This window comes from Leifsonia sp. 1010 (assembly GCF_031455295.1).
GTDB lineage: Bacteria > Actinomycetota > Actinomycetes > Actinomycetales > Microbacteriaceae > Leifsonia.
This window is the reverse complement of sequence record NZ_JAVDSL010000001.1, coordinates 299,495-320,516: the sequence shown is the minus strand read 5'-3', so window position 1 is coordinate 320,516 and position 21,022 is coordinate 299,495. Positions and strand designations below refer to the sequence as shown.

21 protein-coding genes are annotated in these 21,022 nt (G+C 70.3%); 7 read left to right on the top strand and 14 right to left on the bottom strand.

The features are described 5' to 3' along the window. Nucleotides 1-32: 32 nt before the first annotated feature. Together J2Y42_RS01535 and J2Y42_RS01530 are read right to left on the bottom strand one after the other, a co-directional pair. Complete coding sequence (locus J2Y42_RS01535; protein ID WP_309854207.1) at nucleotides 33-1,364, bottom strand: FAD-dependent oxidoreductase; 1,332 nt, start codon at nucleotides 1,362-1,364, stop codon at nucleotides 33-35. A gap of 52 nt (nucleotides 1,365-1,416) precedes the next feature. Then, nucleotides 1,417-2,184, bottom strand: a complete 768-nt coding sequence (locus tag J2Y42_RS01530) for a glucose 1-dehydrogenase (RefSeq protein ID WP_309854204.1) — start codon at nucleotides 2,182-2,184, stop codon at nucleotides 1,417-1,419. A gap of 217 nt (nucleotides 2,185-2,401) precedes the next feature. Between J2Y42_RS01530 and J2Y42_RS01525 the strand changes: the two genes are divergently transcribed. Continuing rightward, nucleotides 2,402-3,775, top strand: a complete 1,374-nt coding sequence (locus J2Y42_RS01525; RefSeq protein ID WP_309854201.1) for an NAD-dependent succinate-semialdehyde dehydrogenase — start codon at nucleotides 2,402-2,404, stop codon at nucleotides 3,773-3,775. Between the two features lie 57 nt (nucleotides 3,776-3,832). Here the strand turns inward: J2Y42_RS01525 and J2Y42_RS01520 are convergent, their stop codons facing one another. Next, nucleotides 3,833-5,098: a hypothetical protein gene (locus J2Y42_RS01520; protein ID WP_309854198.1), complete on the bottom strand. Its 1,266-nt coding sequence runs from the start codon at nucleotides 5,096-5,098 to the stop codon at nucleotides 3,833-3,835. A 439-nt stretch (nucleotides 5,099-5,537) separates the two neighbouring features. On the opposite strand from J2Y42_RS01520, the gene J2Y42_RS01515 reads away from it, so the two are divergent. The 3 genes from J2Y42_RS01515 (at nucleotide 5,538) to J2Y42_RS01505 (ending at nucleotide 7,413) form a co-directional block, all read left to right on the top strand. Continuing rightward, nucleotides 5,538-5,744: a cold-shock protein gene (locus tag J2Y42_RS01515; RefSeq protein WP_018192289.1), complete on the top strand. Its 207-nt coding sequence runs from the start codon at nucleotides 5,538-5,540 to the stop codon at nucleotides 5,742-5,744. 163 nt (nucleotides 5,745-5,907) lie between these two features. After that, complete coding sequence (locus J2Y42_RS01510) at nucleotides 5,908-6,999, top strand: fatty acid desaturase (protein ID WP_309854195.1); 1,092 nt, start codon at nucleotides 5,908-5,910, stop codon at nucleotides 6,997-6,999. 81 nt (nucleotides 7,000-7,080) lie between these two features. Beyond that, nucleotides 7,081-7,413 carry an ATP-dependent DNA ligase gene (locus J2Y42_RS01505; protein ID WP_309854192.1) on the top strand — a complete coding sequence of 111 codons (333 nt, stop codon included), beginning with the start codon at nucleotides 7,081-7,083 and terminating at the stop codon, nucleotides 7,411-7,413. A 21-nt stretch (nucleotides 7,414-7,434) separates the two neighbouring features. Here J2Y42_RS01505 and J2Y42_RS01500 read toward each other — a convergent pair whose 3' ends face one another. Next, nucleotides 7,435-8,310, bottom strand: coding sequence for an aminoglycoside phosphotransferase family protein (locus tag J2Y42_RS01500; RefSeq protein WP_309854189.1), 876 nt, complete (start codon nucleotides 8,308-8,310; stop codon nucleotides 7,435-7,437). Between the two features lie 123 nt (nucleotides 8,311-8,433). Between J2Y42_RS01500 and J2Y42_RS01495 the strand changes: the two genes are divergently transcribed. Further along, entirely contained in the window at nucleotides 8,434-9,831 is a 1,398-nt protein-coding gene (locus J2Y42_RS01495) for a pyridoxal phosphate-dependent decarboxylase family protein (protein WP_396427130.1), read from the top strand. A gap of 72 nt (nucleotides 9,832-9,903) precedes the next feature. On the opposite strand, the gene J2Y42_RS01490 is transcribed toward J2Y42_RS01495, so the two are convergent. The 3 genes from J2Y42_RS01490 to J2Y42_RS01480 form a co-directional block, all read right to left on the bottom strand. Beyond that, the gene (locus tag J2Y42_RS01490) at nucleotides 9,904-10,158 is read right to left on the bottom strand and encodes a DUF6458 family protein (RefSeq protein ID WP_018192283.1); all 255 of its coding nucleotides are present in this window, start codon (nucleotides 10,156-10,158) and stop codon (nucleotides 9,904-9,906) included. Nucleotides 10,159-10,174: 16 nt separating this feature from the next. After that, nucleotides 10,175-10,339 (bottom strand): hypothetical protein, encoded by a 165-nt coding sequence (locus J2Y42_RS01485; RefSeq protein WP_167552371.1) that lies wholly within the window; start codon nucleotides 10,337-10,339, stop codon nucleotides 10,175-10,177. Between the two features lie 69 nt (nucleotides 10,340-10,408). Then, nucleotides 10,409-10,903: a MarR family transcriptional regulator gene (locus J2Y42_RS01480; protein WP_309854177.1), complete on the bottom strand. Its 495-nt coding sequence runs from the start codon at nucleotides 10,901-10,903 to the stop codon at nucleotides 10,409-10,411. A gap of 97 nt (nucleotides 10,904-11,000) precedes the next feature. Here J2Y42_RS01480 and J2Y42_RS01475 point away from each other — a divergent pair, with 97 nt between their 5' ends. Further along, nucleotides 11,001-12,335, top strand: coding sequence for a serine/threonine-protein kinase (locus tag J2Y42_RS01475; RefSeq protein ID WP_309854174.1), 1,335 nt, complete (start codon nucleotides 11,001-11,003; stop codon nucleotides 12,333-12,335). 48 nt (nucleotides 12,336-12,383) lie between these two features. Continuing rightward, nucleotides 12,384-13,358, top strand: coding sequence for a diacylglycerol/lipid kinase family protein (locus J2Y42_RS01470; RefSeq protein ID WP_396427129.1), 975 nt, complete (start codon nucleotides 12,384-12,386; stop codon nucleotides 13,356-13,358). A 24-nt stretch (nucleotides 13,359-13,382) separates the two neighbouring features. Here the strand turns inward: J2Y42_RS01470 and gap are convergent, their stop codons facing one another. From gap to J2Y42_RS01435, 7 genes are all read right to left on the bottom strand, one after another. Next, nucleotides 13,383-14,381 (bottom strand): type I glyceraldehyde-3-phosphate dehydrogenase, encoded by a 999-nt coding sequence (gene gap / locus J2Y42_RS01465; protein WP_309854171.1) that lies wholly within the window; start codon nucleotides 14,379-14,381, stop codon nucleotides 13,383-13,385. 152 nt (nucleotides 14,382-14,533) lie between these two features. Next, nucleotides 14,534-15,478, bottom strand: a complete 945-nt coding sequence (locus J2Y42_RS01460; protein WP_309854168.1) for a helix-turn-helix domain-containing protein — start codon at nucleotides 15,476-15,478, stop codon at nucleotides 14,534-14,536. Continuing rightward, entirely contained in the window at nucleotides 15,475-15,906 is a 432-nt protein-coding gene (locus J2Y42_RS01455) for a MarR family transcriptional regulator (protein ID WP_309854165.1), read from the bottom strand. The genes J2Y42_RS01460 and J2Y42_RS01455 overlap by 4 nt, the downstream gene beginning before the upstream one ends. Before the next feature lie 71 nt (nucleotides 15,907-15,977). Then, entirely contained in the window at nucleotides 15,978-17,411 is a 1,434-nt protein-coding gene (gene argG, locus J2Y42_RS01450) for an argininosuccinate synthase (RefSeq protein WP_309854162.1), read from the bottom strand. Between the two features lie 127 nt (nucleotides 17,412-17,538). Further along, entirely contained in the window at nucleotides 17,539-18,138 is a 600-nt protein-coding gene (locus tag J2Y42_RS01445) for a M15 family metallopeptidase (RefSeq protein WP_309854159.1), read from the bottom strand. 94 nt (nucleotides 18,139-18,232) lie between these two features. Continuing rightward, the gene (locus tag J2Y42_RS01440; protein ID WP_309854157.1) at nucleotides 18,233-19,948 is read right to left on the bottom strand and encodes an amidase; all 1,716 of its coding nucleotides are present in this window, start codon (nucleotides 19,946-19,948) and stop codon (nucleotides 18,233-18,235) included. Beyond that, nucleotides 19,945-20,997, bottom strand: a complete 1,053-nt coding sequence (locus tag J2Y42_RS01435; RefSeq protein ID WP_309854154.1) for an agmatine deiminase family protein — start codon at nucleotides 20,995-20,997, stop codon at nucleotides 19,945-19,947. Before J2Y42_RS01435 ends, J2Y42_RS01440 begins: the two co-directional genes overlap by 4 nt. Nucleotides 20,998-21,022: the final 25 nt, after the last annotated feature.

The window sequence follows — 21,022 nt, the reverse complement described above, 5'->3', positions numbered from 1 at the left end:
ACTCCCGGGTCAACGGGGTCGGACGACGTCGGTCAGTTCTTCTCCTGCGCGGCTGCCGCCTCACGGAACCGCTCCCGCGGCTCCTGCACCGTGCCCACCGGCGCCGCGTCGCGTGGGGTGAGGCCGTTGCCGACCCAGCCGAGGATGAGCAGGAACCGTCGGGACACGCTGGGCAGGGCGATCGCGTGGTAGACCTTGTCGACAGCCCAGGCCGCGACGCCGCGGAGGGGAATGCCGCGGACCACGGCGGCTCCGCGCATCCCGCTGTAGCTGGCGAGCGTCCCCAGCGAACGGTGACGGTACTCGGTCAGGCTCTCCCCGGCGATCGACCGTCGCAGGTTGTCGGCGAGCACCCGCGCCTGGCGGATCGCGTTCTGTGCGTTCGGCGGGTAGTAGGCGGGCTGCTTCTCGGCCGTGAGATCGGGCACCTGGGCGTCGTCGCCGAGCGCCCACACCCCGTCGAGGGGTGTTCCGTCGTCGCGTACGGCCTGCAGGCTGGCGTTGCACTGCACGTGCCCCTTGGGGCCGCGCGGCACATCCGCTCGGTCGAGCACCGGGTTGGGGGTGACGCCGGCCACCCAGATGAGCGTGTCGGTGGGATGCGTCTCGCCGTTGCTGAGCACGACGTCGCCGTGCTCGCAGCTCTTCACCTCGGTGTGGAGGAGCACCTGGATGCCGCGCTTGCGCAGCAGCCGCAGCGTCCAGGCGGAGAGCTGCTCGGGAAGCTCGGCAGCGATCCGGCCGGCGACCTCGATCAGCAGCCAGTTCATCCGCTCGCCGTCGAGCTCCCGATAGCGGTCCAGTTCGGCCGCCGCGACACGCTGCAGTTCCGCGATCGCCTCGACGCCCGTGTACCCGCCGCCGACGAACACGAACGTCAGCGCCCGCTTCCGCTCGGCGGCGTCGCCGGTGGCGGCGGCGAAGCGGATGCGCTCCAGCACGTGGTCCCGCAGGTAGGCCGCCTCCTCGACGCTGGAGAAGCCGATCGCTGTTTCCGCGAGCCCAGGGATGGGCAATGTCTTGGTGACGGCGCCCAGGGCGAACACGACGTGGTCGTAGGTGATCGCCCGCTCGGTGCCGTCGAGGGTTCGCACGACCGCGACCCGGGCGCCGGTATCCACCGACTGGAGCGCCCCCGCAACGAGCTCAGCGTTCTTGAGCGGGCGGCGCAGCGGCACCACCGAGTCTCGCGATTGGGTCTCGCCGCCCGCCACCTCCGGCAGCAGCGGCTTGTACGTCAGGTACGGCTCCGGCTCCACGACGGTCAGGCGCACCCGGTGGGCCGCGGCGTCGCGACGCAGGTCGCGCGCGAGGGTGAACCCCGCGAATCCTGCGCCGAGGATGAGGATGTGCGGTTCCGTCATCGCTCTCGCTCCTTTCATTCTCCGGTTGGGGTGCGGGTGCGGTCGCCCTTCGTCAGAGCCCCACACTGCCGTGCATGATGCCGCCGTCGACGAAGACCGTCGTCGCCGTCATGTACTTCGCCGCGTCCGAGATGACGAACGCGACGACATCGCCGATCTCCGACGGCTCGGCGACCGTTCGGAGCGGGATGGAGTTCTCCAGCTTCTGCCGCAGCGCGTCGTCCTTCATCGTGGCGGCGTTGATGGGGGTGTCGACCGCGCCGGGCGCGACGCTCACGACCCGGACGCCCTGCGGCCCGAGCTCGACGCCTGCGGTTCGCGTGAGCATGCGCATCCCGCCCTTGGACACGCAATAGCTGAGATTGCCGGGCATCGGCCAGTCCTCGTGCACCGAGGACACGTTCACGACCACCCCGCCTGTTCCCTGCTGGATGAAGCGCTTCGCCGCGCGCTGCGTTCCGAACACCGCGCTGGTCAGGTTGACGGCCATCACCTTGGCGAAGGTCTCCTCGTCCACGTCGAGCAGGCTGTGGCGCATCTCGACGCCCGCGTTGTTGACGAACGCGTCCAACCGCCCGAACTCGTCCACCGCCGTTCCGATCAACTTGTCGATACCCGCGGTCGTGGTGACGTCGGCCTCCACTCCGATGGCGCGACCGCCCGCCGCGACGATGTCCTTGACCAGGTCGGCGGCGTCCTCCGGCCGCGAGACGTAGTCGATCACCACCGCCGCTCCCGCTGCAGCCAGAGAGCGGACGATCGCCGCCCCGATCCCGCTGTTTCCGCCGGTGACGACGACGCTCTTTCCGTGCAGGTCCACGAGCACCTCCCTCGATCAGCCACCATTGAACGCTTCGGTTGCGTGATTGCAACGGTTCCTGCGAGGGTCTGCAGCGCGAACGCATCGCCGATTCAGACACGCTGTACGTCATGTCGACGCATGCGCGTCCGCGTGGACGGTGTGGCGGGTCACAGGTGCTTCGGAAGCCGTATTGTCATGATGGGCCAGACCCGTTTCAGCGAAGAAGAGGAGCGCCATGAGCTACGCCGTGACCAATCCCGCCACCGGCGAGACGGTCAAGACCTTCGACACCATCAGCGACGCCGACCTGGAGGCGGCGATCACGTCCGCCGACAACGCCTTCCGCACCTGGTCGCGGTCGACGACCGGGCAGGAGCGTGCCGCACTGATCCGCCGTGTCGGTGAACTCCACGTGGAGCGCCGGCAGGAGCTCGCCGAGATCATCGTGCGAGAGATGGGCAAGCCGGTCGAGCAGGCGCTCGCCGAGGTCGACTTCGCCGGCGCGATCTACGAGTACTACGCCGACCACGCGGACGAGTTCCTCAAGGACGAGCCGATCCAGTTGCTCGACGGCGACGGCTCGGCCGTCGTCCGGCGCTCGCCGCTCGGTGTGCTCCTCGGAATCATGCCGTGGAACTTCCCGTACTACCAGGTGGCGCGGTTCGCCGGACCGAACCTCGTCATCGGAAACACCATCCTGCTGAAGCACGCCGAGCAGTGCCCGGAGTCGGCCGCCGCGATCCAGCAGATCTTCCTCGACGCGGGCTTCCCCGAGGGTGCGTACGTCAACATCTACGCCAGCCACCCGCAGATCGAGACCGTGATCGCCGACCCGCGCGTGCAGGGCGTCTCGCTCACCGGCTCCGAGCGGGCCGGCGCGAAGGTCGCCGAGATCGCCGGCCGCAACCTGAAGAAGGTCGTGCTCGAGCTCGGCGGATCCGACCCGTTCATCCTGCTCTCGACCGACGACCTGGATGCCGCGGTGCAGAACGCGGTGGATGCCCGCCTCGACAACAGCGGCCAGTCATGCAACGCCGCCAAGCGCTTCGTCGTCATCGACGAGCTCTACGAGCCGTTCCTGGAGAAGTTCACCGCCAAGCTCTCCGAGGTGGAGGCGAGCGACCCGACGAGCGAGGATTCGGCCCTCGGCCCGCTCTCATCGCTGAAAGCGGCGGAGAACCTCGACGAGCAGGTCAAGCGCGCTGTGGACAACGGCGCGAAGCTGGTGCGCGGCGGAGGCCGCAACGGCGCCTTCTTCGAGACGACGGTGCTCACCGACGTGACGCCCGACAACCCCGCCTCCAAGGAGGAGTTCTTCGGCCCGGTCGCCCAGGTGTACCGCGCGAAGGACGAGGACGACGCCGTGCGCATCGCCAACGACACCCCGTTCGGGCTCGGCTCGTACCTGTACACGACCGACAAGGAGCAGGCGTCGCGCGTCGCTGACCGCATCGAGGCCGGAATGGTGTTCGTCAACGTGGTCCTGGCCGACGGCGCCGAGCTGCCGTTCGGCGGCGTGAAGCGCTCCGGTTCGGGGCGCGAGCTGGGCCGGTTCGGTGCGGACGAGTTCGTCAACAAGAAGCTGATCCGCGTGGGGAACGACTGGTAAGCGGACCAACGCGAAAGGGCCGGGCGTCTCAGACGCCCGGCCCTTCGTCGTTCGCGGTCAGTTGAAGGTGACCACGACCTTGTCGTCGTCGATCTTGATGTCGGCGCTGATGTAGCCGGCCTCGCCGGTGAGGTTCTCACTCGCCGGGTTGCCGCTGTAGTCCGAACCGGTCATGACGGCCGAGAACTTCCCCGGGCCGATCTTGAACTGGTAGTACGAGTCGGAGTCGTCGCTGATCTCGACCTTCGGCGACTCGTCGACCTTCACGGCCACGGTGGACTTCGAGACGGACATGTTGCTCGGGTAGCTGAGGTCGATGCCGCAGTCCTCCACGTCGTAGTAGGCCGTCTTGGTGGCGCACTCGGCGTAGTGGGCGTCGACCTGCTTCTGCACCTCGTCGAGGTAGGCCTGCGACGGGGTCAGCTTGAGGTCCTTCACCTGATACGAGTCGGCGGCCACCGTCAGCTTGGGGGAGCCGGCCAGCTCGTAGTACTTGTTCGGCGCCTCCATGCTGTACACGCCGGGGTACGCGACCACCTCGGAATCCTTCGACGTCAGCGAGTGGTCGGCACCGGGAACCGCGTAGCCGGGGATGCTGGACGACACGAACGGGAGCTGGTAGGTCAGACCGCGGCTGACGTACCAGCCCTTGTCGTCCTTATCCAGCTCGATGGTCCCGCGGTAGGTCTTGCCGGCGAGCTTGTACGTCACGCTCACCTGGGTGAGGTCGGAGCTTCGGCTCGACAGCGTCCGGCTCACGACCGGGGCCGTGATGTGCTGGGCCTTGCCGAGGACGGCGTTGGTCAGGAGGAAGTTCTCGTCCTCCGAGGAGTCGACCCGGGCCAGCTTGTTGGCGGCCGACGCGTTGCCCTTGGCGATGTCGTTCAGGTAGTCCTGCGCGACGGCCTTCGCGCCGCCGCCGCCCAGAAGGTTGGCGATCAGGACGATCGCGACGATCACCACGGCGGCGAAGGCGACAGCACCGCCGATGACCCACCAGACCCAGCGCGGGACGGCCGGCTTCTTCTTCTCGCCTGCGGGCGGCGCATACGGGTTGGGCTGACCGCCCGGGTAGGGCTGCTGGCCGGGCGCGGTCGTGTAGGCGGCCTGCTGCTCGGGTGCGACCGGCTGGGTCGGCGGAACGGGCTGCTCGGGTGCGGCGGGCTGCTCGGGTGCTGCCGGCTGCTCGGGTGCTGCCGGCTGCTCGGGTGCTGTGGGCTGCTCGGGTGCTGCCGGCTGCTCTGGTGCCGCCGGTTCGGACGCGGCCGGTGTGCCCTCCGGAGCCTTGTCGTGGTCGTCTGCGGGCACGGTCGGGTCGCTCAATATTCCCCCTCGATGATGTGATGACGATCGGATACCGCCCGAGACATGGGCGTCGATCAGAAACTTTTCAAGAATATCAGTTCTCGGTTCACAATCCAGCCCTCTCGCGGGTGAAAACGAGGGATTCGCGCGCTCGAGGCCGATGTCCTGTAGTCTTGCGGGAACCCGGTCAGCCGACGACGTCTCGCACCGGGTCGATTGAGCGCACCTTCCTCGGGTCGTGTGCGCATGTGTACCCGCGGTCACGGCCGCGAAAAAGGAAAAGTATCTCACCCTCCGTCCGGCTCCATCAGCCGTTCAGCTCTCCGGCGAGGGCCACTCCCTCCCCGACGAATCGTCACGACCGCTCCATTCCGTCGTGGCGCTCAGCCGTCCGCGCTCTCCGCGCGGCGAACGGGACCGTCATGGTCCCCAACACCAAATAAGAAGGAAGAATACGATGGCCACAGGTACCGTCAAATGGTTCAGCACGGAGAAGGGCTACGGCTTCATTGCCCCGGATGACGGCACGGCCGACGTCTTCGCCCACTTCAGCGAGATCGCGTCGCAGGGCGAGTTCCGCAACCTGGCCGAGAATCAGAAGGTCGAGTACGAGGTGACCCGCGGCCCCAAGGGCCTCCAGGCATCCAACATCCGACCGGTCTGACCGGTCCCGATGCGGGGCCGGTTCGCCGGCCCCGCATCGATCCCAAGCCCCTTCGGGCATATCTCGGTGCTGGCGCCCAGGAACGGCGCATATGCTTCGAGAATCTAGGGCGAAACGTCCAACACCTCGGCTGGGAAGTCGTCTGACACAGCGGAGGTCAAGCGTGACCGCAACCGTTCTCGGTCCGATCCGGACCACCAAGCCCCGCTCCGGACGGCCGTCCGTGACGAGCACGTACAGCGAACTCCTGTCGGAGGTTCGCAGCGAGGGTCTCCTCGAACGTCGTCGGGGCTTCTACATCACCACGTTCGCGGTCCTCATCCTCGCGCTCGTGGGCGCATTCGCCGGGATCGTCCTGCTGGGCGACTCGTGGTTCGTCCTCCTGATCGCCGGAGCACTCGGCATCATCTTCACCCAGCTCGCCTTCGTGGCGCACGAGGCCTCACACCGTCAGGTGTTCGACTCCGGCCCCGCCAACGACCGCGCCGGGCGTTTTCTCGCGACCTGGATGGTCGGCATGAGCTACCACTGGTGGATGACGAAGCACACCCGTCACCACGCCAACCCGAACACCATCGGGAAAGACCCCGACATCGCCCGTGACACGATCTCGTTCACCGAGGCGGACGCCGCCCGGTCCACGGGCATCCTGCGCGCACTGACGCGTCGCCAGGGCTACCTCTTCTTCCCGCTGCTGCTGCTCGAGGGCGTCAACCTCCACTTCACGTCGCTGCGGACCCTCTTCGGCAAGGCGCCGGTCCCCGGCCGCGGCCGTGAGCTCTCCGCCATCTTCATCCGATTCGGCATCTACCTCAGTGCTGTCTTCCTGCTGATGCCGGTCGGCGTCGCCTTCGCGTTCCTCGGAGTGCAGCTCGCCGTGTTCGGCCTGTACATGGGGGCGTCCTTCGCCCCCAACCACAAGGGCATGCCGCAGCTGCCCGAGGGCTCGCGCGTCAGCTTCCTCGACAAGCAGGTGCGCACCTCCCGCAACATCCGCGGCGGATGGTGGATGAACATCCTCATGGGCGGTCTCAACCACCAGGTCGAGCACCACCTCTTCCCGAGCATGCCGCGGCCGCACCTGGCGCGCGCTCGTGAACTGACAATCGCGCACTGCGCGGCGAACGAGGTGCCGTACACCGAGACGTCGCTGGTCCGGTCGTACACCATCGTCATCCAGTACCTGAACCGCGTCGGCCTCGCGGCCCGCGACCCGTTCGACTGCCCGGCCGCCGGGGCCTACCGCCGGGCCTGACCTTCCCTCCGCGCATCCCGCCGGACATCGTCGAGCCAACGAACGTGCGTCTTGGCGTACGGTGTTGGCTGGAGGTGCCCGATGGGATACATGGTCTACGACAGCAGCACGATGATCACGTTCGAGGATCGCGTCCTCGCGCACCTCGAAGTGGTGATCGTGTCGAAGCTGCGCCGCAAGGAGTCGTTCGCTCTGAGCTGGCGCGAGACCGCGGAGAACGGCGACGGTCGCTCGACCGTCTGGATCGACCCCTCCATCCCCCTGCGTTTCCGGTTCAGCGGCTCACGACCGCCGACACTCGACCGCGACTGGATCGAGCGCCTCGCGGCCGCGGCGGCCAGCTCCTCCGGCCTGATCGCCGTGGATGAGGACGGCCAGCCGGTCGTCGGGTCCACCCACGAGCGGGGCCTCTGACCCGGTCGCCCCTGCGGTGACCTACTCCGGGATCTGCGCGAGCGTGTGCCGGGCCAGCGCGGCCATGCGCGGATTGTCGTCCGACGCCATGGCCAGAGCGGACGCCATCGTCACCGCCCACCCGCGTGCTCGCGCCCACGTCGCCGCATCCGGCGTGACGGGAAGCGCACGCCGGAACCGCTCGCGCGCCTCCCGATCGAAGGTCAGCCACGCGGTCGCGAGATCCGTCGCCGGGTCGCCGGATGTGACGTCGCCGAAGTCGACCACGGCGACCAGGTCGCCATCGTGGCCCAGCAGCAGGTTGCCGGGGTGCAGGTCGCCGTGGAGGAGCAGGGGCGGTCCGTCCCAGGCGGGCGCGTCGAGGGCCTCGCGCCACGCCTGTTCGAGGTCGGCGACCTCCATGCGTCCGGACAGCGAGCGGAGCCGCGTCGCGACCGCCTCGCGGCGTTCGGCGAGCGGTATCCCGCGCACCGGGTTCTGCGGCGCCTCCGGGGCGGGCACGGCGAGCTCGCCGAGGAAGCGCGCGAGCGGCTCGGCCAGGCCGACGCGGCCCGCGGCGCCGACGGACGCGCCGTCGACGCCGTCGAACCACTCGACGACGCTCCACGGCCAGGGGAAGGTCGGGGACGGAGCCCCGACGCGGACCGGGACGGGAACGCGCACGCTCACCCGTTCCGCGATCCCGGGGAGCATGCGCTGCTCGTGCTCGATGAGGTGCGCGGCGGCCTCACGGCGCGGGACGCGGACCGCGAGGCGGTCGCCGAGCCGGTACAGCTGGTTGTCCCAGCCGTCGCTGACCAGGCGGAGTTCGCCCTCGAGGTCGGGATGCTGCTCCGCGAGCAGCCGGGCGACCAGCGCCCCGTCGGTGGTGATGTCGGCGGCGGGTGTGTCACTCACCCGCTCGACCGTAGCAGGCCGTCCGCCGAGAAGCGCACGGGCGCTCGAAATGCTCAGATATCGCCATGAACGAGCAATGGAGTTGCGTTCAGCGCCAAACTCATGCGGGTTCTTTGTGAAAGCATGTCGATCGGAGGTTCCATGACTCAGCAGCCCGCTCAGCCCCACGACCGCATGCACGCGGTGACACCGGAGACCCGTGAACTGGTCGACCTGGTGCTCGACTACTCGCGCCGGCGCATCCTCAGCGAGGACACCCCGCTCGACAAGCCGCTGCCCGAGTACGAGCTGCGCCGTCTGGCCGGGCAGACCGTCTCCGAGAACGGCATCGGGGCCGAGCGTGCGCTCGCCCTCTTCGAGCACGTCCTCGCCCCCGCGTGCATCACCACCGACCACCCGAGCTACCTGTCGTTCATCCCGACGGCCCCGACGAAAGCCGCCACCGCGTTCGACCTCGTCGTCTCGGCCAGCGCCGTCTACGGCGGCTCGTGGCTGGAGGGATCCGGCGCGGTGTACGCGGAGAACCAGGTGCTGGCGTGGCTGGCGGCCGAGTTCGGGCTTCCCGCGACGGCCGGCGGCGTCTTCGTGCAGGGCGGGACCCTCGGAAACCTCTCCGCCCTGGTGGCGGCGCGGGATGCGGCCCGCACCGAGCGCGGCAACCCGGCCGGCCGCTGGGTGATCGTCTGCAGCTCCGAGGCGCACTCGTCGGTCTCGTCCGCGGCACGGGTGATGGATGTGGACGTCGTCGCCGTCTCACCGGGGGAGAGCGGTGTGCTCAGCGGCGACGCGGTGCGCCCGGCGCTGGAGGAGTACGGCGACGCGGTGTTCGCGGTCGTCGCCACCGGCGGCTCCACGAACTTCGGCATCGTCGACGACATCGCATCCATCGCCGCGCTGAAGTCGGACTTCTCGTTCTGGCTGCACGTCGACGGCGCCTATGGACTCGCGGGGATGCTGTCGCCGCTGGCCCGCGACCGTTTCGCCGGCGTGGAGAACGCGGACTCGGTGATCGTCGACCCGCACAAGTGGCTGTTCGCGCCGTTCGACGCCTGCGCCCTGATCTACCGCGACCCGGAGGCCGGGCGACGCGCGCACACCCAGCACGCCGAGTACCTCGACACGCTGACCGAGACGACGGAGTGGAGCCCTTCCGACTACGCAGCGCACCTCACCCGCCGGGCCCGGGGGCTGCCGTTCTGGTTCTCGCTGGCATCGCACGGAGCCGGCGCCTACCGCGATGCGGTGACCGCATCCATCCGGCTGGCCGAGCGCGTGGCCGAGGAGATCGAGCGGCGCGACGGCTTCCGCCTGGTGCGCCGGCCGCAGCTCTCGGTGGTCGTGTTCGAGCGCGAGGGGTGGACGAAGGAGGACTACGCCCTGTGGTCTGCCCGGCTGTTGGAGGAGCAGCGTGCGTTCGTCACTCCGAGTTCGCACGCGGGCCGGCCGAACACCCGTTTCGCCGTCCTGAACCCGCTGACCACGTTCGACAACCTGGTGGGCATCCTCGACTCGATGGAGTGAGCCGCTCCACCGCGCGAAGAAGACCCCGTGCCGAGTGGCACGGGGTCTTCCACGTTTCCAGAAGGGAGGGCGTCAGACGATGTCGTCCGACTCGCCCGTCCGGCGCGTCACGCGCTCGCCCGTCGCAGGATCGACGGCCGTGCGGGTGGTGGCGACGGAGGTGCGACGCCGAGTGAGCAGCACGATCCCGATGATGATGCCGATGACGCCGGCGAACATCAGGATGTAGCCCACCAGGTGGAGATCGATCCAGGCCACCTGGACGTTGATGGCGAACGCGAGGATCGCGCCCACCACGACCAGGAAGATGCCAGCGCCGAGGCTCATCCGGTGACCTCCGGGCCTAGACCCGTCGGCTCCCGGTGAGCAGTCGCACGAGCCAGACGATCACAGCCAGGACGAGCAGGATGATTCCCACCCAGAGGAGGAAGTTCAGCGACTGCACGAACCCTCCGGTGAGCAGCAGGATGATCGCGATGATGGCGATGATGATGAGCAGGATGTTCATGGAGAAGTGTCCTTTCCTTGACGCGCTCCACACAACAACTACTTCAATTGCCTAGCAATCCCCTTGACTTCAGGTTCGTTTCGGCCTAGCGGCGGCGCGCTCGGCGGCGATGCGGTCTACGGTCTGCCGCATCTTGGTGAGGAACCGCGTAACGGTTTCGGCTTCGTCGGGGCTGAGCTCCGCGGTCGCCGCGGCGATCTGCTCCTGCGCCGCCGCCAGCATCGGGCCGGTGTCGCCCTGCGCGGCGAGCGTGGGGACGAGTTCGACGGACCGCTTGTCGACCGTGCTCTGTCGTCGCTCGACGAAACCTCCGCGCACCAGCCGGTCGATGAGGAGGGTGGTGGATGCGCTCGAGACGCCGAGATACGCGCTCACGTCTTTGGCGAAGGTCGGACGACCGGCGGACGTGTTGTCGAGGATGAGCCGGAGGGCGAGCAGGTCGTTCTCGCCGATCCCCATGGCCGCCCCCGTGCGGCGTCGCATCGCCGCCTCGGCCGCACGGTAGACCTGCAACGCCTCGAGCACGGCCGTGTCTGGCCGCGGCGTCTCCGGTTCGTGCTTCACCTTCTCCAGTCATGCCCGCAACGCCGATCCGCGCAACGGGGGTGGACCCGACTGTCGGCGGATTCACGGCCTGGGATCGTGCGCGTATGCTCGCGCAGTGGACGAACGAGTACTTCTCGACCGCTACGAGCTGGAGGACCGGCTCGGTCGCGGCGGTATGGCGACGGTCTTCCGCGCGCACGATCGGCGCCTGGACCGCGAGGTCGCCGTGAAGGTCTTCACCTCCGGCGCGGCCGTCGACGATGCGCGGCGGCGCACCGAGGCGACGATGCTGGCGCGGCTGAGTCATCCGCACCTGGTGGCGCTTCACGATGCGCACCTGGCGGCGGACGGGGATGCGACCCCGAGCTTTCTGGTGATGGAGCTGGTCGACGGTGAGGACCTCCGCTCGCGGCTCGAACACGGACCGCTTCCCCCGGACGAGGTGGTCGAGATCGCGGTCGGGATCGCGGAGGCGCTCGTCGTCGTCCACGAGGCGGGGATGGTCCACCGCGACCTGAAGCCGGGCAACATCCTGCTCGCCGAGGCCCGTGTTCCCGGCGGACGGCCGGTTGTGAAGCTCGCCGACTTCGGCATCGCGCACTTGATCGGCTCGGAGCGCATCACGACGGTCGGCACGGTGATCGGCACCGCGGGGTACCTGAGTCCGGAGCAGATCTTCGGTGGCGAGCCGGGACCGGCGGCGGACATCTACTCGCTCGGTCTCGTCGTGCTGGAGGCGCTGACCGGTGTCCGGGAGTTCCCCGGCACCCCCGTCGAGGCCGTGGCGGCCCGCACGGCGCGCGACCCGCGCATCCCCTCGTCGCTGCCGGAGGACTGGCGCGGACTGCTCGGCGCGATGACCGCGCGGGAGCCGTCGATCCGGCCCACGGCCTGGGAGGTCGCGGTGATGGCACGGGAACTCGCGCCGCAGCTGGCCGGGTGGCGGCCGGACGAGCCGACGGTGGCGACGGTCGCCGTCGGGGCGGCCGCGGGAGCGGCGGCAGACGCGTCCGCGTCGGCGACCGGCGACGCGGAAGCGGACGACGCCGCGCCGACGCGCATCCTCCCGTCGTCGACGCGTGGGAGGCGTGCGCGCCCGACGGATCGTCGCCACCGCGGTCTTCTCGTGGGCGGCGTGGCTGCAGCCGCTGTCGTGGTGACCGCGTCGGCACTCGCGCTCGGCACCATGTTGGCGCCCGCCGCGCAGCCGGAAGGGGTCACCACTCCACGGCCGACCCCCAGCGTGACGGCGCCGCCCGCGACGGTGGCCCCCGCGACGACGACGGAGACGACCGAACCGACCGACCCGGTCGTCACGTCTCCGAGCGAGGACCCGGCTCCCACCGTTCCGGCACCGTCTGACGACAAGGGTCCGGGCAAGGACAGGGGACCGGGCAAGGACACTCCGGGCGGCGGTCCTGGGAAGAACGGCGGCAAGGGCAAGGGCTGACCCTCCGTACCGCTTCCGCCATCGGCGATCCGCCGGTACTGTCGGGGAATGCCCGAGCAAACGAGGACCGCCGCGATCGTCGTGAACCCGGTGAAGGTGGATGCGCCCGCCCTGCGCGAGGCGCTCCGAGCCGCTGAGGAACGGCACGGCTGGGCGGAGACGCTCTGGATCGAGACCACGGAGGACGACCCGGGCTCCGGGCAGACCGAGCAAGCGCTCGAGCGCAACGTGGATGTCGTGATCGCTGCCGGCGGCGACGGTACAGTCCGCACGGTCGCCGAGAAGCTCCAGGGCACCGGGGTGCCGCTGGCACTGCTGCCCTCCGGCACGGGCAACCTGCTCGCGCGGAACCTGAACCTCACCCTCGACGATGTGGGCCATGCCCTCGACTCGGCGTTCGATGGAGAGAACCGGTCCATCGACGTCGGCGTGATCGAGCTGCGCGACGGCAGCGGGCCGACGCGCAAGCACTCCTACCTGGTGATGGCCGGGGTCGGGATCGACGCCCAGATGATCGCCGCCACCGACGACGACCTCAAGGCCCGGCACGGCTGGCTCGCCTATGTGAAGGCGATCGGGAAGGTGCTGCGCGACAAGAACGAGCTCCGCCTGCGCTACCGGCTCGACGACAAGGGCGTGCGCTCGGTGCGGGCTCACACCGTCCTGATCGGAAACTGCGGGTCGCTGCCCGCGAACATCCTGCTGCTTCCCGAGGCCGCCGTGGACGACGGGGAGTTCGACATCGTCGTGTTGCGCCCGGAGGGGTTCGTCGGCTGGGTGCAGATCGCGGTCAAGATCTTCTGGGAGAACGGCGTCCTCCGGCGCACCACCGTCGGCCGGCGGCTGATGGGCGCCGACAAGGAGGTGCGCGCGATGAACTACCTCAAGGGCCGCGAGTTCGTGATGCGGCTCAGCCGCCCTCAGGAGGTGGATCTGGACGGCGACCTGTTCGGCCGCGCGTCCGCGCTCCGCACCTGGGTCGACCCGTCGAGCCTGAAGGTGAAGGTGCCGCGCTCCGAGTGACCGGCGGCACCTCCACCCCGTGGCTCAGGCTCGGGCGAGCAACTCCAGCGTGTCGACCACGCGGTTGGAGAAGCCCCACTCGTTGTCGTACCAGGCGACGACCTTGACGTGCCGTCCGTCGACGCGGGTGAGGGCCGCGTCGAAGATCGACGACGCCGGCTGACCGGTGATGTCGCTGGAGACGAGGGGCTCGTCGGCGTAGTCGAGGATGCCGCGCAGCGGTCCGTCCGCGGCCGCACGATAGGCGGCCAGCACCTCGTCGCGCGTGACGTCGCGCTCGACGGTCGTGTTCAGCTCGACGATGGAGCCGACGGGAACGGGCACGCGGATGGAGTCGCCCGACAGCTTGCCGTCGAGCTGCGGGAGTACGAGACCGATCGCCTTCGCGGCACCGGTCGTGGTCGGCACGATGTTGACCGCGGCAGCGCGGGCACGACGGAGGTCGCGGTGCGGGCCGTCCTGCAGGTTCTGCTCCTGGGTGTACGCGTGGACGGTGGTCATGAAGCCGTGCTCGATGCCCGCGAGGTCGTCCAGGACCGCCGCGAGCGGGGCGAGCGCGTTCGTGGTGCAGGAGGCGTTGGACACGATGACGTGCTGCGCGGGGTCGAACGCGTCGGTGTTCACGCCGTACGCCAGCGTCACGTCGGCGCCGTCGGACGGAGCGCTGACCAGCACGCGCTTCGCGCCGGCGGTGAGGTGGGCACGGGCGGCGTCGGCCGAGGTGAAGCGTCCGGTCGACTCGAGCACGACATCCACGCCGAGCTCGCCCCACGGCAGGTCGGCGGGTTCGCGCTCGGCCAGCACGCGGATGCGGCGGCCGTCGACGACGAGGGCGTCGCCGTCGACCTCGACGGTGCGGCCCAGGCGGCCGAGGGAGCTGTCGTACTTCAGGAGGTGGGCCAGGGTGGCGGGCGCCGTCAGATCGTTGATGGCGACGACCTCGAGGTCGGAGTCGCGCTCGAGGAGAGCGCGGAGGGTGTTACGGCCGATGCGGCCGAAACCGTTGATGGCGATGCGGGTCATGCTGTTCCTTTCGTGGGACCGCATCCATGTTCCGGTGTCGGCGATCCCGTCGAAAGTGGCTGAGACGACATGACGCGCAAGCATCACGCCAGAGTGAATGCCATCATGCGCAAGAATCCCGCCACGACGGGAGTCGGCGGCACGAGACCCGCTCAGGCCGAGAACGTGCGGCGGTACTCCGTCGGCGAGGTCCCGAGGATGCGCTGGAAGTGCATCCGGAGGTTCGCCGCCGTGCCGAGGCCCACCTGCGCCGCGACCTGGTCGACGCCGAGATCGGAGCGCTCCAGCAGTTCTCGCGCCAGGTCGACGCGGGCGCGGAGGACCCACTGCATCGGGGTGTAGCCGGTGTCCTCCACGAACCGCCGCGAGAAGGTGCGGGCGGAGACGCGGGCGTTGCGCGCGAGGCTCTCGAGCGTCAGCGGCTCGGCGAGGTGCGCGAGCGCCCACTCCCGGGTCTCGGCGAACAGGTCGCCGAGAGGCTCCGGGACGCTGCGCGGGACGAACTGCGCCTGACCGCCGCTCCGGTAGGGGGCCGCGACGAGGCGGCGGGCGACCCGGTTCGAGAGGCCGACGCCGTGGTCGCGTCGCACCAGATGGAGGCACAGGTCGATGCCGGAGGCTGCGCCTGCCGAGGTGAGGATGTCGCCCTCGTCGACGAAGAGCACGTTCTCATCCACCCGGACCAGCGGATACCGCTTCGCCAGCTGACGCGTGTAGTGCCAGTGCGTCGTCGCGCGCTTGCCGTCGAGCAGGCCGGTCGCCGCCAGGGCGAAGGCTCCGGTGGAGATCGCCGCCAGCCGGGCGCCGCGCTCGTGGGCGGCGAGCAGCGCATCCACCACGGCGACGGGCGGATCGGTCGTCGCCGGCGTGCGGTAGCCGGGCACGAACACGGTGTCGGCGTGCTCCAGCGCCTCGAGGCCCTCCGCCACGTGATACGAGAGGCCATCGCCGCCGGTGATGAGACCCGGCGCCGGACCGCACACGCGCACCTCGTACGGCATGCTCGGCCGGTTGGAGAACACCTGTGCCGGGATGCCGACGTCGAGCGGCTTCGCGCCCTCCAGCACGAGCACCGCGACGACGTGATTGCCGCTCACGACCGGGCGGTGACGATCTGCAGCAGGGCCGCGCGGAACGCCGCCGGGTCGTCGACCGCCGGGAACACCTCGTCTTCGAGCCCGCGAACGCCCTCGAACGCCGATCGGCCGGCCTCGGTGATGGTGAGGACGTGGCGGCGCCGGTCGCCCGGGTCGGGGGCGCGGGTGACCAGGCCCTCGCGCTCCAGGCGGTCGACCGTCCGCGACATGGTCTGCGGCTCGACGTGCGCCATCCGGGCGAGATCGGATTGGGAGTCGAAGCCGAGTTCGAGCAGGTGCAGCACGATCAGGCCGGCGTGGGTGAGGCCGCGCTCCTCCAGGGCGTCGGCCCAGGCGCGCTCCACGGCGCGGGAGGCGGCACCGAGCAGCCGGCCGAGCGGCCAGTTCTCGGGACGGTGCTCCTCCGCCTCCGCCGCGTGCGCATCCATACCCTCATCGTACGGATGTCTCGGGCCGGTCGGGGAAGCGCGGCCCGGCCCGATGCGCGCGGGTGTTCGCCTCAGTCGGTGCCGGAGTCGAACGCCGCGCCCTCGGAGCTGAGGTCGATCTCACGAGAGAGCTCCTCATCCACGGGCTCGACGCCCTCGAGGATCGACCGCGCGCGGCCCTCCTCCAGCTCGCCGACCAGCGCACCGGTCGGGCCGCCGATGAGCCCGGCGGCTGCGTACTGCTCGAGGCGCGAACGGGAATCGGCGATGTCGAGGTTGCGCATGGTCAGCTGGCCGATGCGGTCGCCCGGGCCGAACGCCGAGTTGCCGACGCGCTCCATCGAGAGCTTCTCCGGGTGGTAGCTGAGGCCCGGGCCGGTCGTGTCGAGGATCGTGTAGTCGTCGCCGCGGCGCAGGCGCACGGTGACCTCGCCGGTGATGGCGGAGCCGACCCAGCGCTGGAGCGACTCGCGCAGCATCAGCGACTGCGGGTCGAGCCAGCGGCCCTCGTACATCAGGCGGCCGAGGCGACGGCCCTCGTTGTGGTAGTTCGCGACCGTATCCTCGTTGTGGATGGCGTTGAGCAGCCGCTCGTAGGCGATGTGCAGCAGGGCCATGCCCGGCGCCTCGTAGATTCCGCGGCTCTTGGCCTCGATGATGCGGTTCTCGATCTGGTCGGACGCGCCGAGGCCGTGGCGGCCGCCGATCGCGTTCGCCTCGAGCACCAGGGCCACCGGGTCGTCGAACTCGACGCCGTTGATGGCGACAGGGCGACCGGCCTCGAAGCGGACGGACACCGTCTCGGGGGTGACGTCGACGTCGTCGCGCCAGGCGGCGACGCCCATGATCGGGTCGACGATGTCGAGCCCGGCATCCAGCTCCTCCAGGCGCTTCGCCTCGTGGGTGGCGCCCCAGATGTTCGCGTCGGTCGAGTAGGCCTTCTCGCTCGGGTCGCGGTACGGGAAGCCGCGGGCGACGAGCCACTCACTCATCTCGGTGCGGCCGCCGAGCTCCTCCACGAACGCGGAGTCGAGCCACGGCTTGTAGATGCGCAGACGCGGGTTGGCGATGAGGCCGTAGCGGTAGAACCGCTCGATGTCGTTGCCCTTGTAGGTGGAGCCGTCGCCCCAGATCTCGACGCCGTCCTCCATCATCGCGCGCACCAGCATCACGCCGGTGACCGCGCGGCCGAGCGGGGTGGTGTTGAAATAGGTCTTGCCGGCCGAGCGGATGTGGAACGCGCCGCACTGCAGGGCGATGAGGCCCTCCTCGACGAGCGCGCGCTTGGCGTCGACGAGCCGGGCGATCTCCGCGCCGTACTCCTTCGCGCGGCCGGGGACCGCGTCGATGTCGGGCTCGTCGTACTGGCCGATGTCGGCGGTGTACGTGCAGGGCACGGCGCCTTTCTCGCGCATCCAGGCGACCGCGCAGGAGGTGTCGAGACCTCCCGAGAACGCGATGCCGACTCGTTCACCGACGGGCAGACTGCTCAGAACCTTGGACACGCACCCAGCTTATCGGCCGCCTGAACTCGGCCGTGCGCCCGAGATTTGCGCCAAATCGCGGTAATCCGGCTCCCATAACCGCGATTTGGCGCAAATCGTGGGGTGGGCGGGGCGGTCGAGGGCGGGATCAGCCGCGACCGTCGGGCGACTGCGGCGGGCAGGTGCCGCCCGGCGCCGTGCGCAGCTCGAAGTGCCAGGCCTCGTTGGCGTAGACCTGGCACAGGCCCCACTCGGCGCCGAAGCGGTTGAGGTAGTCCATCGCGCCGGCGTCGGCGATGTCGACCGCCTCGCCGCGGACGTGGGCGGAGTCGCTGCCGCGCTTCACCCACTTCTCGGCCTCCTCCTCGCTGCCGTACTGCTTCACCGCCTGCGCGAACAGGTGCTCCTGGTACCGCTCGGAACGCCAGCCGTCCGCGATGGTGATGGCGGAGCCGCTGCCCTCGGCCTCCATCGCGGACTCCGCCTCCTCGAGCGCAGACCGCAGCGCCGGGTCGAGCCGGGCGACCGCGGGAAGGTCGCTGTCGAGGGGGAGGGACGAGCCGTCCGCGATGTACCCGTCGTCATCCGTGAGCCCGCCGCTGCCGAGCACCGATCCGCCCGCACTCGCCGGCTGCGCGAGGGAACCGGTCGGCGCGGAGGTGCAGCCCGCGAGGGCGGCACCGAGGACGATGGATGCGGCCGCCACCGACAGGGCGGCCCCGAACAGTCGGGACTTCGAGGAGTACATGCTCCCAGCCTCGCCGCGCGTCGCGGACGGGCGCGTCCCCCGCGAGGCCCATCCGCATCCACCGTGCGACGGACCCCGGAGCCTGTGATGCGTGCTACCCGAGGCGCGGTGTGCGCGGCGGCTCGGTGCGCCGCTCGCCGGTCGCCTCGAACGCAGACGCCAGCGCGAGCAGCCGGGCGTCGTCGTACGCGCGGCCGGCGAAGGTGAGGCCGACCGGCATCCCGATGTCGCTCATCGTGCCCATCGGCACGGTCACGGTCGGGATGCCCAGATGCCGCGGCACGAGGTTGCCGTTCGCGACCCAGACGCCGTTGCGCCAGCCCAGGTCGGCGGAGGCCGGGTTCACGTCCATGTCGGCCGGTCCGACGTCCGCCACGGCCGGAAAGACGACGGCGTCGAGACCGAGCCCGTCCATCCACTCCTCCAGGTCGACGCGCCGGGTCTCCTCGAGTGCGCGCAGGCCGTCGGCCAGCTCCGGGATGTCGGCGAGGGCCGTGCCGGGATGCGCGCGCACCCAGGCGGGGTAGTCGGAGATGTCGTCCTCGAAGCCGTCGTAGCGGTCCGGCAGGGCGCCCGCCGGGTGGGGGAAGATGCGCTCGCCGTCGACGTCGGCGAGCGTCCGCAGCGCTGGGTCGCCGTTGGCGGCGAGGAAGTCGTCCCACGCCCACGCCGACAGGTCCACGATCTCTCGCCGGAGGAACTCGGGGCTGACCAGGCCGCGCGCCGCGATGGAGGGTGCGCCGGCCCGGTCGCCCTCGTAGTTGCTGACCGCCGGGAAGTCGACCTCGACGACCGTCGCTCCGGCTGCCTCCAGGTCGCGTCGGGCGCGCTCCCAGAGCGCGATCACCGACGCGCGTGTCTCGATCCGCTGTCCGGTGGCGCCGCCGATGCCGCCGCGGCCGCTCGGTCCGCCGTCGCCCGTGCCCGCCTCCGGGTCGGCGTTGATGTACATCCGCGGCACGCCGAATCGCCGTCCGGCGAGCGAGGCGCTCCCGGCGAGGTCGGGATACGACGCGGGCCGCAGCTCCGACGCCCGCGGGATCGAGACCCACGGCTGCGCCCGCCAGAAGTCCCCGCGAGTCTCGGGGTCGTCGGCCACGATCACGTCGAGAACCTCGAGCAGGTCGGCCATGGTGCGCGTGTGCGGCACCACCACATCCATCGTCGGCACCAGAGGCCAGTTGCCGCGCACCGAGATGACGCCGCGCGACGGCGTGTAGGCGCAGAGGGCGTTGTTGGATGCGGGGGCGCGGCCTGACGACCAGGTCTCCTCGCCGAGGCCGAATGCCGCGAAGCTGGCTGCGGTGGCCGTGCCGGAACCGTTGGACGAACCGGAGCCGAACGCGGCGGTGAGGTAGTCGCCGTTGTAGGGGGACTCGGCGCGCCCGTAGACGCCGCGCTGCATCCCGCCGTTCGCCATCGGCGGCATGTTGGTGAGGCCGAGGAGGATGGCGCCCCCGGCGCGCAGGCGCTCGATCGTGAACGCGTCGCGCTGGGCGACCAGGTGCTCGAACGCCGGGGAACCGGCCGCCGCGGTGAGCCCGCGCGCGAGGTAGCTGTCCTTCGCGGTGTACGGGATGCCGTCGAGCGGACCGAGGGTCTGGCCGCGCGACCGCCGGGCGTCGGAGGCACGTGCCTCCGCGAGCGCGTCCGGGTTGCGGACCACCACAGCGTGGAGGCGCGGGCCGGCTGTGTCGTACGCGTCGATCCGGGCGAGGTAGGCCGTGACCAGCTCCTCGCTCGTGGTCTCGCCGGCCTCCAGCGCTCGCCGCAGCTCGGCGATGGGCGTCTCGACGACGTCGAAGGTCATCGGGCGTCCTGCGCTGCCGGCGCCACCGCGGGCTGCTGCTGGGTGATGCAGTGGATGCCGCCGCCGCGCTGGAAGATCGGGCGCGAGTCGACCATCGTCACCCGCCGGCCGGGGTACGCGGCCTCGAGGATCTCGGTGGCTTCCGCGTCCGCGCGCTCCTCGCCGAAACCGCACGCGACGATGCCGTCGTTGACGACGAGGTGATTGACGTAGCTCCAGTCGACGAAGCCCTCCTCGTCCCGAAGGGTGGCGGGGGCGGGCAGGTCGATGATGTCCCAGCTGCGTCCGGCCGCATCCGTCGTTCCCTCGAGGAGGGCGCGCAGCTCGCGTGACACCAGGTGGTCGGGGTGCTCGGGGTCGCGCTGCGTGTGCAGCAGCAGTCGGCCCGGGGAGGGGATGGTGGCGACGATGTCGACGTGGCCGTTCGTCCCGAAGTCGTCGTAGTCGCGGGTGAGGCCGCGGGGAAGCCAGACGGCGTGGGTCGCGCCGATCGTGCGGGCGAGTTCGGCCTCCACCCGCTCCTTGTCGGCGTACCGGTTGCGCCGCGGGTCGAGCTGGACGGTCTCGGTCAGCAGCACGGTGCCCTCACCGTCGACGTGGATGCCGCCGCCCTCGTTGACGAGGAGCGAGCTGATCACCTCGGCGCCGGTGCGCTCGGCGACGAAGCGGGCGATCTCGGCCGACTTGTGCCACTCCGCCCACTCCGGGTCGCCCCAGCCGTTGAACGTCCAGTCGACGGCGCCGAGCACACCCGGCCGTTCGTCGTCGACCACGAACGTGGGGCCGAAGTCGCGCATCCAGAACTCGTCGAGCGGCGCTTCGACCAGTTCGACGTGGCTGCCGAGCATGCGGCGGGCGCGGTCGCGCTCGGTGGGGTCGACGACCATCGTGATCGGCTCGTACTCGGCGACCGCGTGGGCGACGGCGGTCCACGACGCGTAGGCCTCCTCGGCCGATGCGGCGTCGTCGCCGAGGGTCAGGCCGGCGCGGGGGAAGGCCATCCACGTGCGCTCGTGCGGTGCGGTCTCTGCGGGCATGCGCCAGGTCATCGGTGTCCTCCGCGGTCTGCGACGA

Bases quoted from the DNA above. Each gene is read 5' to 3' on its own strand.
- J2Y42_RS01535 (WP_309854207.1), bottom strand. From the start codon at position 1,364: ATGACGGAACCGCACATCCTCATCCTCGGCGCAGGATTCGCGGGGTTC.
- J2Y42_RS01525 (WP_309854201.1), top strand. From the start codon at position 2,402: ATGAGCTACGCCGTGACCAATCCCGCCACCGGCGAGACGGTCAAGACC.
- J2Y42_RS01515 (WP_018192289.1), top strand. From the start codon at position 5,538: ATGGCCACAGGTACCGTCAAATGGTTCAGCACGGAGAAGGGCTACGGC.
- J2Y42_RS01505 (WP_309854192.1), top strand. From the start codon at position 7,081: ATGGGATACATGGTCTACGACAGCAGCACGATGATCACGTTCGAGGAT.
- J2Y42_RS01495 (WP_396427130.1), top strand. From the start codon at position 8,434: ATGTCGATCGGAGGTTCCATGACTCAGCAGCCCGCTCAGCCCCACGAC.
- J2Y42_RS01490 (WP_018192283.1), bottom strand. From the start codon at position 10,158: ATGAGCCTCGGCGCTGGCATCTTCCTGGTCGTGGTGGGCGCGATCCTC.
- J2Y42_RS01485 (WP_167552371.1), bottom strand. From the start codon at position 10,339: ATGAACATCCTGCTCATCATCATCGCCATCATCGCGATCATCCTGCTG.
- J2Y42_RS01470 (WP_396427129.1), top strand. From the start codon at position 12,384: ATGCCCGAGCAAACGAGGACCGCCGCGATCGTCGTGAACCCGGTGAAG.
- gap (WP_309854171.1), bottom strand. From the start codon at position 14,381: ATGACCCGCATCGCCATCAACGGTTTCGGCCGCATCGGCCGTAACACC.
- J2Y42_RS01455 (WP_309854165.1), bottom strand. From the start codon at position 15,906: ATGGATGCGCACGCGGCGGAGGCGGAGGAGCACCGTCCCGAGAACTGG.
- J2Y42_RS01445 (WP_309854159.1), bottom strand. From the start codon at position 18,138: ATGTACTCCTCGAAGTCCCGACTGTTCGGGGCCGCCCTGTCGGTGGCG.
- J2Y42_RS01440 (WP_309854157.1), bottom strand. From the start codon at position 19,948: ATGACCTTCGACGTCGTCGAGACGCCCATCGCCGAGCTGCGGCGAGCG.
- J2Y42_RS01435 (WP_309854154.1), bottom strand. From the start codon at position 20,997: ATGACCTGGCGCATGCCCGCAGAGACCGCACCGCACGAGCGCACGTGG.